The 14355-nt window shown below is 62.6% G+C and carries 14 protein-coding genes; all 14 read right to left on the minus strand.

Annotation, left to right across the window (positions count from 1 at the left end; translation table 11 throughout):
- Positions 1-4: 4 nt before the first annotated feature.
- Positions 5-796: a TrmH family RNA methyltransferase gene (locus tag ACWHXP_RS08950; RefSeq protein WP_288066209.1), complete on the minus strand. Its 792-nt coding sequence runs from the start codon at positions 794-796 to the stop codon at positions 5-7.
- Between the two features lie 11 nt (positions 797-807).
- Positions 808-1440, minus strand: coding sequence for a ribonuclease HII (gene rnhB, locus ACWHXP_RS08955; protein WP_121040000.1), 633 nt, complete (start codon positions 1438-1440; stop codon positions 808-810).
- Between the two features lie 59 nt (positions 1441-1499).
- Positions 1500-2675 carry a lipid-A-disaccharide synthase gene (gene lpxB / locus ACWHXP_RS08960; RefSeq protein WP_489633980.1) on the minus strand — a complete coding sequence of 392 codons (1176 nt, stop codon included), beginning with the start codon at positions 2673-2675 and terminating at the stop codon, positions 1500-1502.
- Positions 2659-3447, minus strand: coding sequence for an acyl-ACP--UDP-N-acetylglucosamine O-acyltransferase (gene lpxA / locus ACWHXP_RS08965; RefSeq protein WP_039788266.1), 789 nt, complete (start codon positions 3445-3447; stop codon positions 2659-2661). The genes lpxB and lpxA overlap by 17 nt, the downstream gene beginning before the upstream one ends.
- A 135-nt stretch (positions 3448-3582) precedes the next feature.
- Positions 3583-4047, minus strand: a complete 465-nt coding sequence (gene fabZ / locus ACWHXP_RS08970; protein WP_006462531.1) for a 3-hydroxyacyl-ACP dehydratase FabZ — start codon at positions 4045-4047, stop codon at positions 3583-3585.
- The gene (gene lpxD, locus ACWHXP_RS08975; protein ID WP_121039991.1) at positions 4040-5128 is read right to left on the minus strand and encodes a UDP-3-O-(3-hydroxymyristoyl)glucosamine N-acyltransferase; all 1089 of its coding nucleotides are present in this window, start codon (positions 5126-5128) and stop codon (positions 4040-4042) included. The genes fabZ and lpxD overlap by 8 nt, the downstream gene beginning before the upstream one ends.
- A gap of 128 nt (positions 5129-5256) precedes the next feature.
- Positions 5257-5766, minus strand: a complete 510-nt coding sequence (locus ACWHXP_RS08980) for an OmpH/Skp family outer membrane protein (protein ID WP_227022628.1) — start codon at positions 5764-5766, stop codon at positions 5257-5259.
- 45 nt (positions 5767-5811) lie between these two features.
- Positions 5812-8187: an outer membrane protein assembly factor BamA gene (gene bamA, locus ACWHXP_RS08985; RefSeq protein ID WP_489633979.1), complete on the minus strand. Its 2376-nt coding sequence runs from the start codon at positions 8185-8187 to the stop codon at positions 5812-5814.
- A gap of 193 nt (positions 8188-8380) precedes the next feature.
- Entirely contained in the window at positions 8381-9754 is a 1374-nt protein-coding gene (gene rseP, locus ACWHXP_RS08990) for an RIP metalloprotease RseP (protein ID WP_310157683.1), read from the minus strand.
- On the minus strand, positions 9751-10923 hold the full coding sequence (gene ispC, locus ACWHXP_RS08995; RefSeq protein ID WP_489625401.1) for a 1-deoxy-D-xylulose-5-phosphate reductoisomerase: 1173 nt from the start codon (positions 10921-10923) through the stop codon (positions 9751-9753). The genes rseP and ispC overlap by 4 nt, the downstream gene beginning before the upstream one ends.
- 26 nt (positions 10924-10949) lie before the next feature.
- Positions 10950-11777: a phosphatidate cytidylyltransferase gene (locus tag ACWHXP_RS09000; RefSeq protein WP_039788277.1), complete on the minus strand. Its 828-nt coding sequence runs from the start codon at positions 11775-11777 to the stop codon at positions 10950-10952.
- Entirely contained in the window at positions 11777-12535 is a 759-nt protein-coding gene (gene uppS, locus ACWHXP_RS09005) for a polyprenyl diphosphate synthase (RefSeq protein ID WP_083859609.1), read from the minus strand. Before uppS ends, ACWHXP_RS09000 begins: the two co-directional genes overlap by 1 nt.
- Positions 12536-12728: 193 nt before the next feature.
- Positions 12729-13289: a ribosome recycling factor gene (gene frr, locus ACWHXP_RS09010; RefSeq protein WP_034332968.1), complete on the minus strand. Its 561-nt coding sequence runs from the start codon at positions 13287-13289 to the stop codon at positions 12729-12731.
- Between the two features lie 116 nt (positions 13290-13405).
- Entirely contained in the window at positions 13406-14122 is a 717-nt protein-coding gene (pyrH, locus tag ACWHXP_RS09015; protein ID WP_006462540.1) for a UMP kinase, read from the minus strand.
- Positions 14123-14355: the final 233 nt, after the last annotated feature.

Below are 14355 nucleotides of genomic sequence, written 5' to 3' on the forward strand. Positions count from 1 at the left end.
GCCCTCAGCGCCCGACAGTGCGCTGGCGCAGTTGTTCGAACAGGCAGACCGCCGCTGCCGCCGCCACGTTGAGCGATTCCATCTCGCCCAGATGCGGGATCACCACTTCATGGGTGGCCGCATCCTGCAAGGCCGGCGACACGCCCTGCCCTTCATGCCCCAGCAGCCAGGCCACCGGACCGGAGAGGTCGCAATCGTAAATGGTCTGGGCTGCGTGCGAGCTGGTGGCCAGCAAGGGGATGCGGCTGGCGGCGCACAGGGCGACCAGGTCGGCATTCTCGAAGATGTCCAGCACGAAATGCGCGCCCATGCCGGCCCGCAGCACCTTGGGTGACCAGGCGGCGGCGGTACCTGCCGAGCAGAACACTTGCTTCACCCCAGCTGCGGCTGCGCTGCGCAGGATGGAGCCGAGATTGCCCGGATCCTGCAGACCATCGAGCAGCACCGCCGATTCCTTCAAGGAAGCCGGGGCCACCGGCTCGGGCGTACTCACCAGCAACAGCAGGCCCACGCCGTTCTCCACGGTGCTGATGGCGTCATACAGCTTGTCGGCCAGCACCAGGCATTGCGCGTGCAAGGCTTCACATTGCGCCAGGATGGGCGCTACTTCCGGGTGATACTGGGCGCTCTCGGCCACCACGCACACCTGCGGCGCGCCGCGATGCTGCAGCCAGGCCTGCGCCAGGTGCACGCCATCCAGCAGGCTCTGGCCGGCGCGGCGGCGAGCCTGGCTGCTGGTGGCCAGTTGCTTCAAATCCTTGAAGACCGGGTTGTCCTTGGAGGTGATCAGTTTCATGCCTGCCTCGCTCACGCCATCACCACCGTCTGGCCGGACAGCAAGGCCCTGACCGGCGCATAGGAGCGCCGATGCACCGGCGAGACGCCATGCAGGCGCAGCATTTCCAGGTGCAGCGGGGTCGGATAGCCCTTGTGGCGGTCGAAACCGTAATGCGGATAGGTGTCGTGCAAGACCAGCAGCGCCGCATCGCGCGCGGTCTTGGCGAGGATGGAGGCGGCCGAGATGGCCGGCACCTTGTCGTCGCCCTTGACGATGGCTTCGGAGCGGATGCTCATGACCGGGCAGCGGTTGCCATCGATCAGGGCCAGCGTGGGCAGCGTGGAGAGTGCCTCCACCGCGCGGCGCATGGCCAGCATGCTGGCGTGCAGGATGTTGAGCTCGTCGATCTCCTGCTCGTTGCAGGAGGCAATGGCCCAGGCCAGCGCCGATTCCTTGATCTCCAGCGCCAGGCTGTCGCGCGCGGCTTCGGAAAGCTTCTTGGAGTCGCGCAGGCCCTTGACCGGACGCGCCGGATCGAGGATCACGGCGGCAGCGAACACCGGACCGGCCAGCGGACCACGGCCGGCCTCATCGACGCCGCAGATGATCTCGCCGGTGTAGTCGTCAAACAAAGCCAGGGTCTGGGGGGCCGCCTTGGGCATAGCAATTTCCTTCATCAAACTCTCACACGGATCGCCGCAGCGATCCTTCTTTCGGTCCGTCAACGACGGCGCGCGCCAATGACTTCACAGACCGCGTTGGCGCTCTCCCGGCTGGTATCGCGCAGCAGGGACTGGTGCATGTCGGCAAAGCGCCGCACCAGCCGCTGCTGGTGCGCATGGTCTTCCAGCTGGTGCCACATGGCATCGGCCAGGGCCTGGGGCGTGGCCTGGTGCTGCAGCAGTTCCGGCACCAGGAAGTCGCGCGCCAGGATATTGGGCAGGCCCACCCAGGGCTGGTAAGCCATGTGCCGCATGATCTGGTACGAGGCCCAGTTGACCTTGTAGGAGATCACCATGGGCTTCTTGTACAAGGCCACTTCCAGCGAGGCCGTGCCCGAGGCCACCAGCACTGCATCCGAGGCTTCCATCGCACTGTGCGACTGGCCACGGATGACGCTGATGCCAAGATCTTCATATCCGCCCTGGCGAATCTGGTCTTCAAAAAAGGCCATCTGCCGGTCGCCCGCCATGGGCGTGATGAACTGCAATTGGGGGTCGCGCTGCCGCAACAGCCGTGCCGCGGCGAGGAAACCTTCGCCGTTCTGCTTCAGTTCGCTCATGCGGCTGCCCGGCAGGATGGCCACCACCCTGCCCGGCCCCGCCAGTCCGAGGCGCTGGCGTGCGCCTGCGGTGTCGGGCTGCAGCGGGATCACTTCGGCCAGCGGATGGCCGACGTAGGTCACCGGGACGCCCGCCTGGCGGTACAGGTTTTCCTCGAAGGGAAAGATCACCAGCATGTGCGACACCGCGCGCTGGATCTTCTTGATGCGCCAGCCGCGCCAGGCCCAGATCTGCGGGCCGATGAAGTGGATGGTCGGGATGCCGGCCTTCTTGAGCTGCTCTTCCAGGCCCAGGTTGAAGCCGGGATAGTCCACGCCCACGAAGACATCAGGCCGGTCCGCCAGCAGCTTGTCGCGCAGCGACTCCTGGATGCCCTTGATCTCGCGGTAGCGCGGAATCACCTCGAACAGGCCACGCACCGTCAGTTTGTCCATCGGCCAGTCGCTGGCAAAACCTTGCGCCATCATGTGCTCGCCGCCAATGCCATGCAGGCGCACTTCCGGCAGGCGCTCGCGCACCCCGGCCAGCAGGCGGCTGCCCAGCAGGTCGCCCGAGCTTTCGCCGGCCACCAGTGCGATCGACTGGCGGCGCGTGATGTCAGCGGATGATGCCACGGGCCGAAGCCTCGATGAATTCGCGCAGCAGGCGGATGTGCTCGGCGCTGTGGGCCGACTTGGCCTCCATCTCCGCCAGCTGCTGCTTGGCTTCTTCCAGCGGCAGGCCGGCACGGTAGATCACCTTGTAGGCGCGCTTGATCTCCATGATCTGCTCGCTGGTGAAGCCACGGCGCTTCAGGCCCTCGCTGTTGATGCCGGCCGGCACGGCGCGATTGCCTGCCGCCGTCACGAAGGGTGGCACGTCCTGGCTCACGGCCGCCGTAAAGGCGGTCATGGCATGGGCACCGATATGGCAGAACTGGTGCACGGTGGTGAAACCGCCCAGGAATACGTGGTCGCCCAAATGCACGTGACCGGCCAGCGTGGCATTGTTGGCCAGGATGATGTGGCTGCCCAGCTGGCAATCATGCGCCAGGTGGACGTAGGCCATGATCCAGTTGTCGTTGCCAATGCGGGTCGCGCCGCCATCCTGCACGGTACCCCGGTTGAAGGTGACGAATTCGCGGATGGTGTTGCGGTCGCCGATCTCCATGGTGGTGGGCTCGCCGGCGTACTTCTTGTCCTGCGGTGCGGCGCCAATGGAGGCGAACTGGAAAATCTCGTTGTCACGGCCAATGGTGGTGTGGCCTTCGATCACCACGTGGGGACCGATGCGCGTGCCCGCGCCGATGCGCACGTCAGGACCGATGACGGCATACGCGCCGATCTCGACCGATTCGTCGATCTGCGCTCCGGGGGCAATCACTGCGCTGGGATGGATCTTGGACATGTCCTGTGCTTCGATGGGTTCACTTGTTGCACATCTTGCAATGAAGCAATCTGCACAATGAATCAGGCCCGGCGCGATCTTGCCGATCACCGCCGGGCCTGGCTTGATGCGTCAAGCCTGCAGGCAGGCCTGGGGTCAGGCGCTCTGGCTGGCGTCGGCGGCGCTGCGCATGGTGCACATCAGGTCGCCTTCCACAGCCACCTGGCCGTCCACGGTGGCCACGGCACGGTATTTCCAGATGCCACGGGCACGGCGGGTGATTTCCACTTCCATCTTGAGCTGATCGCCCGGTTCCACCGGACGCTTGAAGCGGGCATTGTCGATGCCGACGAAGTAGACCACGGTGTTCTCATCGGGCTTGCGGCCTTCGGTCAGGAAGGACAGCAGCGCAGCGGTCTGGGCCAGCGCCTCGATCATCAGCACGCCCGGCATCACCGGCTTGTGCGGGAAGTGGCCGTTGAAGAATTCTTCATTCACGGTCACGTTCTTGATCGCGGTGATGGTCTTGCCGCTCTCCCAGTTCAGCACGCGATCAACCAGCAGCAGCGGATAACGGTGCGGCAGGTACTGTTTGATTTGATTGATGTCGAGGCTATTCATTCTCTTCTTGATTCTCTGAAAGCGGGGCTTGGCCTGCTTGTTCTTGTGTCAACGTTTTAAGCGATTTTTCCAACGCCCGGATTTTCTCACGCATCGTGCCCAGATTGCGCACCAATGCAGCTGATTTTTCCCAGTCGCGGTGTTCGGTGATGGGATAGAAGCCGGTGTATTGCCCTGGCTCAAGGATGGAACGCAGGGCCAGCGTACCGGCCGAGACGTGCACCTTGTCCACGATGGTGATGTGGCCGTGGATCATGGCCGCGCCGCCGATGGAACAGTATTTGCCGATTTTCGCGCTGCCGGCGATGCCGGCACAGGCGGCAATGGCGGTATGGGCGCCGATGTGGCAGTTGTGGGCGATCTGGATCTGGTTGTCGAGCTTGACGCCCTCCTCGATCACGGTATCGGCCAGGGCACCACGGTCGATGGTGGTATTGGCACCGATTTCGACGTCATCGCCGATCATCACGCGGCCAACTTGCGGGATCTTGATCCATTGCCCGGCTTCGTTGGCGAAACCGAAGCCGTCGGCCCCGATCACCGCGCCCGAATGGACGATGCCGCGCGCCCCGATTTCGCAGGCGTGATGCAGGGTGGCACGGGCGTGGAAATGGGTGTCCTCACCAACCTTGGCGTGGTGGCCGATGAAGCTGCCGGCGTCGATACGGGCGCGGGCACCGATGACGGCACCGGCTTCGATCACCACCAGCGGGCCGATCACCGCATCCGCCGCGACCTGGGCCGATGGATCGACCACGGCGCTGGCATGGATGCCGGCAGGCGCGCGCACTTCGGCCTGAGCCTGAAACAGCTGGGCCGCGCGGGCGAAATAGGCGTAAGGATTGCGGGTGACGATGCGGGCACCGGCATAGCCCTGCACCTGGGCGTCGTCCGTCTCGGACAGGATCAGCGCCGCCGCCTGGGTCTGGTCGGCTTGCGCACGGAACTTGGGATTGGAAAGGAAAGTGATGTGGCTGGCACCGGCGGCATCCAGCGGCGCGATGCCATCGACCGCGATGGTCGCATCACCCTTCAGCTGACCGCCCAGGCGCTCGACCAGTTGCTGCAGTCGAATACTCATCTTGGCTTTTCCGAATGGTAGGCGTTGCTTGGCTTACGGTAGAACAAAGGCCGCCCTGAAGGCAGCCCCTGAAGCGACATGCGGGCGCAGGACGTTGCCGCCCGGCGCCCGCATGGTGAAGGCGGCAATTACTTGGCCAGTTCCTTCAGGACCTTGTCGGTAATGTCGATGCGCTTGGAAGCGTAGACGGCTTCCTGGAAGACGATGTCGTACTTCTCGGCTTCGGCGATCTGGCGGATCACCTTGTTGGTGCGTTCCAGGACCACGGCCAGTTCCTCGTTGCGGCGCTGGTTCAGGTCTTCGCGGAATTCACGCTGCTTGCGCTGGAATTCCTTGTCCAGGTCGGACAGGTCACGCTGGCGCTTGGCGCGGTCGGAATCCGACAGCACGGCAGCATCCTTGTCCAGCTTGTCGGACTGGGCCTTCAGACGCGCAGCCATGTCTTGCAGGTCACGGTCACGCTTGGCGAACTCGGCTTCCAGCTTGGTTTGTGCGGCCTTGGCAGGCGCCGCTTCGCGGAAGATGCGCTCGGTGCTCACGAAGGCGATTTTCGAGCTTTCCTGCGCGTGGGCGGGGGCAAAGCTCAACAGGCAGGCAGCCATCACGATGGTCTGCAGGGACAGGAACGATTTGGTCATGAACTTCAAGATTACTCTCCGTATTACGAATCAATGATGACCGCTTTAGAAGCCGGTACCCAGTTGGAACTGGAAGGTTTGAGACTTGTCACCCGCCTTCAGGTTCAATGGCTTGCCGAAGCTCAGCTTCAGCGGACCGATCGGCGACACCCAGCTGATACCGACACCGGCCGAATAGCGCAGGTCGTTGAGCTTGATGTTTTCGCCGTCGGCGAAGACGTTGCCGCCGTCAAAGAAGGTGAACCAGCGCAGCGTGCGGTCCTGGCCCGAACCCGGGAACGGGAATTGCAGTTCGGCATTGCCGTACAGACGCGAAGCGCCGCCCATGGAGTCACCGTACTGGTCCTTCAGGCTACCCAGCGAGGACGCTTCATAGCCGCGCACGGTGCCGATACCGCCGGCGTAGTAGTTCTTGAACACCGGGTACGGCTTGCTGCCCAGGCCGCGGCCGTAGTCGACTTCGCCATTCAGCGCCAGAGTCACGGCCTTGCTGAAGAACGGCTGGAAGTACTGCTGCTGGTAGCTGGCACGGTAGTACTTCAGGGTGCCCACATAGGAGACCTCGAAGTTGGCGCGCTGATAGCGGCCGGTGGTCGGCACCAGGGCCGAGTCACGGCCGTCACGCTGCCATGCCACGGTCAGCGGGATGCTGGTGGTACGGGCGCTGCCCACACCGCAATTGTTGGTGCTGGAGGTCACATCACAATCGCTCGCGCCCACGCCGCCAAAGTCACGCACGTACTGGCGATAGAGCGTCGGGCTGGTGCTGTCGGTGCTGACGTTGGTGTTTTCCACGCCAATACCGAAGAACACGCGATCCAGCTCCGAGAACGGCACACCAAACTTGATGCTGCCGCCCAGGGTCTTGACCTTGTAGTCACCGGTCGCGTAGACCGAGGGGCGAATCGTGCGCAGGTAGATCTCATAGGTGCGGCTGATGCCGTCATCCGTGAAATACGGATTGGTGGTCGACAGCGAGATCGTGCGATAGCGCGAGCTGGTGTTGATGTCGATACCGACGGTGTTGCCGCTGCCGAAGGCGTTTTCCTGCGAGATCGAGCCGGTCAGGCTCAGCTTGTCGGACTGCGAGAAGCCGGCACCGACCATGATGTTGCCGGTCGGCTTTTCCTCGACCTTCATGCTCACATCGACCTGGTCGCTGGTGCCCGGCACTTCAGGCGTATCCACGGTCACTTCCTTGAAGTAGCCCAGACGGTCGACGCGATCGCGCGAAAGCTTGATCTTCTCGCCGTCGTACCAGGAATCCTCGAACTGGCGGAATTCGCGGCGGATCACCTCATCGCGGGTCTTGGTGTTGCCGGCGATGTTGACGTGACGCACGTAGACGCGCTTGCCCGGGTCGACCATGATGGTGAAGGCAACTTCCTTCTTCTCGCGGTCCACATTGGGGTTGGCGTTGACGTTCGCGAAGGCGTAACCGAAGTTGCCCAGACGCTCACCGATCTTCTTGGTGCTGTCGGTCAGCTTGGCGCCGGAATAGACGTCGCCCTTCTTCAGCTGCACCAGCTTGGCCAGTTCCGGCTCCATGCCGAACATCTCGCCTTCCAGCTTGATGTCGGAGACGGTGTACTTCTCGCCTTCCTTGATGTTGACGGTGATGTAGATGTCTTTCTTGTCGGGCGTGATCGACACCTGGGTCGATTCGACCTGCATCTCCAGATAGCCACGGTCCAGGTAGTAGGAGCGCAGGGTTTCGATGTCGCCCTGCAGCTTTTCCTTGGAGTACTGGTCGGCCTTGGTGTACCAGGTGAACCAGCCCGGGGTGGTCAGCTTGATCTGGTCGCGCAGGGTGCTGTCGGAGAACACCTTGTTGCCGACGAAGTTGATCTGCTTGATGCGCGAAACTTCACCTTCATCCACGGCGAAGGTAATGGCGACGCGATTGCGCTCGACCGGCGTGACGGTGGTCGACACCTTGGCACCATACAGGCCGCGCGACAGGTACTGACGCTTCAGTTCCTGTTCGGCGCGATCGACCTGCGAGCGGTCAAAGATCCGCGACTCGGCTACGCCGATTTCCTTGAGGGCCTTGGTCAGCTGTTCCTTGTCGAATTCCTTGATGCCGGAGAAGTCGACGCTGGCAATAGCCGGGCGTTCGACCACCTGCACCACCAGCACGTCGCCTTCGGCTTCGATGCGCACGTCACGGAAGAATCCGGTGGCGTACAACGCCTTGATGGCGGCGGTGGCCTTTTCATCGTTGAAGGTATCGCCCACGCGCACCGGCAGGTAACTGAAGACGGTGCCGGCTTCGGTACGCTGGATGCCTTCGACGCGGATATCCTTGACCACGAACGGCGTAATGGCCATGGCCTGGCTGGAGCACAGGGCAAAGGCGGCAGCGGCAATCAGGCGACGGGAGAGAGTCGGAATGGGATGTTGCGCAGGGTGTAATTTCATCTATCGTTCATCAACAGTTTTTCGCTGCGGCACTGCCTGACATGATGCTGGTAAGCAATTGAAAACGGATTCCTGATCCATTGCCAATTGCTTAACAACTGCCATCGGGGTTGGCCGGCAAATGTAAAAAATCCGGTCTTTCTGGCCGCCCCGCCGATCTTGCTTGCTCGACGGGGCCGGCATCAGGCCGGATTCATCCTTGGAACATCAGTCGCACGATATCGTTGAAAGCGGCAACGAGCATCAGCGCCATCAGTAATCCCAGGCCGGCGCGCTGCGCGATTTCCCCAAACCGCTCGGAAACGGGCCGCCCTGTCAAAATCTCCAGCGCATAATACAGCAAATGACCGCCGTCTAAAACCGGGATTGGCAACAGATTCATCACTCCCAGGCTGATACTGATGAAGGCCAGGAAGCTGAGGTAGCTCACCAGGCCCACGCGGGCGGTCTGTCCGGCATAGTCGGCGATGGTGATGGGGCCGGTAATGTTCTTCAGCGAGACCTGCCCGATGATCATCTTGCCGATCATCTTGATGGTCATCACGCTGGTATCCCAGGTGCGCTGCGCGCCCTTGGCCACGGCCGTCAACGGGCCATCGCTGACGGTGGCCATCTCCGGTGCCAGCGGCACTTCGACCTTGATGCGGCCGATGCGCTTGCCGCTTTCACCCTCTTCCACCGACTCCGGCGTGACGCGCACCTCGATCGGCGCCGTGCCGCGCACGCCCTGCAGCAGCAGAGGCTTGCCGGCGGATTCGCGCACTTTTTCCACGAAGGCCAGGCCATCCTGAACAGGCACGCCATCGATGGCGGTGATGCGGTCGCCGCTCTCCAGTCCTGCCATCTTGGCCGGACCCTCCATGATCTTGCCCAGCACGGCAGGCGGACGCGCCAGCGACAGGCCGAGCTTGCCGAGGAAGTCGCCTTCCAGCTCATTGCTGTCAATGCCGCCCAGACGCAGCGTGACCGAGTTGAGCAGCTTGCCGCTGCCATTGGGATTGGGACGTTCGACGTCGATGCGGGCATCGGCCTTTTCCAGCACCAGTTGCATCAGTTTCCAGCGTACTTCGGACCAGACCTGCACCGGCGCGCCATTGATGGCCGTGATACGGTCACCGGCGCGCAAGCCGGCCTGGTAGGCGGCCGACTGCGCGGTCGCTGCACGCAGCACGGGCACCGGCTCCGGCACGCCGTGCATGTAGAGACCAGCAAAGAGGAGAATGGCCAGCAGGAAATTGGCGATCGGTCCGGCCGCCACGATGGCGATGCGACGCCAGACGGATTGGCGCGTGAATTCGCGCTTGAGATCGGCTTCCGGAATGTCTTCCAGCGGCTGTTCGCGCGCGTCCAGCATCTTCACATAGCCGCCCAAGGGCAGCACCGACAGCGCCCATTCGGTCTGGTCGCGGCCGAAGCGGCGCGACCAGATCACCCGGCCCATGCCGACCGAGAAGCGCAATACCTTCACACCGCACCAGCGCGCCACCAGGTAATGCCCCAGCTCGTGGACTACCACCAGGGTGCCCAGGGCAACGAAGAAAGCGATCAGGGTATGCAGCAGGTTCATCGTGAAATCAGTGCCTCGGCGTGGTCACGCGCCTGCCGGTCCTGCTCCAGCAGCGCCGTGATGTCATCGGCTTGCCGGTTGGGGATGGCGGACATGACCTCGTGGATCAGGGGAGCGATCTTCCCGAAGCCGATGCGGCCATCGAGGAAGGCTTGCACGGCGACTTCGTTGGCGGCATTAAGGATCGCCGCCAGCGTACCGCCGGCCCGCAGCGCATCATACGCCAGTTTCAGGCAGGGGAAGCGCTGATAGTCAGGCGGCAAGAAGGACAATTGCGCGATCTGCGCCAGATCCAGCGCTGCCACGCCCGAGGCGATACGCTCCGGATAGGCCAGCGCATTGGCAATGGGCGTGCGCATGTCGGGGTTGCCCAACTGCGCTAGCACAGAGCCATCGGCATACGAGACCATGGAATGAATCACGCTCTGCGGGTGGATCACCACCTCGATCTTGTCCGCCGGCGCGCCGAAGAGCCAGTGCGCTTCGATCACTTCCAGGCCCTTGTTCATCATGGTGGCGGAATCCACCGAGATCTTGCGCCCCATCACCCACTTGGGATGGGCCACGGCTTCTTCCACGGTGACTTGATCCAGCGTATTCACCTCCCGATGGAGGAACGGACCTCCCGAGGCCGTCAGGAGGATTTTCTCGACACCATGCGCCGTCATCGAACGGGTGTAGCCGGCGGGCAGGCACTGGAAGATGGCATTGTGTTCGCTATCGATGGGCAGCAGGCTGGCACCATGTGCCTGCACCGCATCCATCAGCAGCTGGCCGGAGATCACCAGAGCTTCCTTGTTGGCCAGCAGGATCTTCTTGCCGGCACGTGCGGCGGCCAGCGTGGAGGCCAGTCCTGCGGCACCGACGATGGCCGCCATGACCATGTCGCAGCCGTCGGCGGACGCGATCTCGCACAAGGCTTGCGGACCGTAGGCCACTTCGGTGGACAGCCCGGCTGCGCGCAACAAGGTTTGCAACTGCGCGGCCGCTTCGGCGGAACCGACCACGGCCACTTGCGGACGGAAGCGCTGGCATTGCTCGGCCAGTTCAGCAACACGGGAATGGGCGCTCAGCGCAAAGACGCGATAGCGGTCGGGATGGCGGGCCACCACGTCCAGCGTGGACACGCCGATGGAACCGGTGGCACCGAGAATGCTGATGGACTGCATGGAATTTCCAGAAGGAAAGCGGCGGCTCAGGCAGCCGCCAGCCAGAGATCGACCAGCGCTGCCAGCGGCAGCACCGGGATGAGCGCATCGATGCGGTCGAGCACGCCGCCGTGGCCGGGCAGCAGGTTGCTGCTGTCCTTCATGCCGGCGCGGCGCTTAAGTTGCGACTCGAACAAGTCACCGACCACGCTGGCCACCACCATGAGGCTGAGCACGCCGACAAAGCCGCCCCAGCCCCAGCGATTGAACAGGTGATACTGGAAGGTCTCGCCACCACTCATGGACATGGCCACTGCCGCCGAAATCACCAGCACCGCCAGCCAGCCGCCGATGGCACCCTCCCAGGACTTGCCCGGGGAAATGGTGGGAGCCAACTTGTGGCGTCCGAAGCCCTTGCCAGAGAAATAGGCACCAATGTCAGCCACCCACACCACGGCCATCACCGACAGCAGATACAGCGGCGAATGCTGGAACAGGTCCACGATGGCAACAAAGCAGCCGAGGATGGACAGCATGTAAGTGCCGTTGAGCAGCCTATTGCCGAAAGCTTCGATCCGGGGCAGGCCCAGGCCAAGCGCGGGCACGAAGCGCAAGGCCCACAACAGCACGCAGAGCACATACAGGGCGCGCACGCTGGGCAAGCCGGAGAAGAACAGGATGACGCTGAAGACCAACGTCCACACGGCAGCCCACAAGGTGGGACGCGGGCTCTTGAAGAGACGGAAGCATTCCCACGAACCGGCGGCGAAGAACACCAGCACCGCCATGGCAAAGGCCGGGAAATAACCGAAATACAGGATGGGCAACAGGATTGCCAGCAGGATCAACGCCGTGATGACACGCGTCTTGAGCATCAGGAAGCCTTTTTCTGGTCCAGTACCTGGGCACTGGTGCGCCCGAAGCGGCGCTCGCGTTGTTGGTAGGAGCCGATCGCCTGATCCAGCGCCTTGTCGTCGAAATCGGGCCAGAAGGTTTCGGTGAAGTACAGCTCGCTGTACGCCAGCTGCCACAACAGGAAATTGGAGATGCGCTGTTCACCGCCGGTACGGATGAACAAATCGGGCTCAGGGGCATACGCCATGGCCAGATACGGGGCCAGTTCTTCTTCGGTGTAGTCGGTCGCGCCCGGCTTGTCCTTGACCATTTTGGAAACGGCCTGCATGACATCCCAGCGCCCGCCATAGTTGGCGCAGACGGTCAGCGTCAGGCGGCTGTTGCCGGCGGTCTGCGCCTCGGCCTTGGCCGCCATCTCCTGCAATTTCGGATCGAAGCGGCTCATGTCGCCGACGATGCGCAGGCGGATGCCATTGTTGGCCATCTTGCCGACTTCACGCTCCAGCACCGTCATGAACAGACGCATCAGCACCGACACTTCGTCGGCAGGGCGACGCCAGTTTTCGGAACTGAAGGCAAACAGGGTAAGGAATTCGATACCGCGCTCGGCGCAGGCCTCGACAATGGAGCGCACTGCATCCACGCCCTTGGCATGCCCCGCCACACGCGGCAGGAAACGTTTGGTCGCCCAACGACCGTTGCCGTCCATGATGATGGCAACATGGCGCGGAACCGCGGAAGTCTCCGGAACCGCCAGAGTTGAGCTTTGATGCTTCATGTAAATGATTTATTACTTTTCCGTGCGCCGGATGGTGAAGCGCAACATGGTAACGGGCACGCGCCGCTTTGACAAACCGGCCAGCCTCCTCCCCCCATTGCCGCTCTCACTTCCCGCCTGCACTTTTGCTGTCTTGGACTTGTTCGTGCAGCGCGGCCGCCATGGCAGCCGCGCGTGAGACCTGCAGGACGGCTTAAACCGTCATCACTTCCTTTTCCTTGTCGGTGACCATTTTGTCGATGTCAGCCACGAACTTGTCGGTCAGCTTCTGGATCTCGTCCTGGCCGCGGCGCTCTTCATCTTCCGAGGCGATCTTGTCCTTGACCAGCTTCTTCAGGCCTTCATTGCCTTCGCGGCGGATGTTGCGCACGGCGATCTTGGCATCTTCGGCTTCACTCTTGACCAGCTTGACCATTTCCTTGCGGCGCTCTTCGGTCAGCGCAGGCATCGGCACACGGATCAGGTCGCCGTGGGTGGCCGGGTTCAGGCCCAGGTCGGCTTCACGGATGGCCTTCTCGATGACGGCGGCCATCTTCTTCTCGAACGGCTGCACACCGATGGTGCGCGCATCGATCAGGGTCAGGTTGGCGACTTGCGACAGGCCTGTCGGCGAACCATAGTATTCCACCATGACCTGGTCCAGCAGGCCGGTGTGGGCGCGGCCGGTACGGACCTTGGCCAGGTTGGCCTTCAGGGTTTCGATGGACTTGGCCATCTTCTGCTCGGTATTTTTCTTGACGTCAGCGACACTCATGCTGCTCTCCTAACTTTGGTGCAATAACTTGGCTTGTCTTGATGGCAAATGCCTGAAAGACGGGCATTGTAAACGGGAATCCCGGCCTGCGGCCGGTTTCTGCACTGCAATATCGATCAGACGTGAACCAGGGTGCCTTCATCGTCACCCATGACCACGCTCTTCAACGCGCCCGGCTTGACGATGGAAAACACCTTGATCGGCAGCTTCTGGTCGCGGCACAGCGCAAAGGCGGTGGCATCCATCACCTGCAGGTGCTTGGCGATGGCTTCATCGAAGGAGATCGACTGGTAGCGGGTGGCGGCCGGATCCTTCTTGGGGTCGGCGGTGTAGACACCATCCACCTTGGTGGCCTTCAGCACGATCTGGGCGCCGATTTCCGAGCCACGCAGGGCGGCGGCGGTATCGGTGGTGAAGAAGGGGTTGCCGGTACCGGCGGCGAACACCACGATCTTGCCTTCTTCCAGGTATTGCAGCGCCTTGGGGCGCACATAGGGCTCGACCACCTGCTCGATGCCGATGGCCGACATCACGCGGGCCGTCAGGCCGGCCTGGCGCATGGCATCAGCCAGGGCCAGCGAGTTCATGACGGTGGCCAGCATGCCCATGTAGTCGGCGGTTGCACGATCCATGCCCTGGGCGCCCGGCGCGACGCCGCGGAAGATGTTGCCGCCACCGATCACGATGGCCAGTTCCACGCCCAGTTTGCTGATTTCTGCTACATCCGCGACCATGCGTTCGATGGTCGCGCGATTGATACCGTAGGCGTCGTCGCCCATCAGTGCTTCGCCGGAGAGTTTGAGGAGTACGCGCTTGTAGGCTGGTGTTGTCATTGCAGGGCTCCGTGTTCTGTCCGAGGTTGAATTACGTATTGACGCGCCGGCACTCGCTGTCACCCGACGAAATGGCGCTTTTTCGTCATCAGGGGCAGGTCCGAACGCATGAGGGGATGTACTGCTGCGCCCTATTCTGTCTTGCCGTGTGCTGCCAGTATTGCTTTAGCTACCCATATTGCCGTTGCCAGGCGGCCTGCCCTGCGCGTCATCATTCATCCGACGGACGACCC

The organism is Herbaspirillum sp. Her2 (assembly GCF_057961375.1).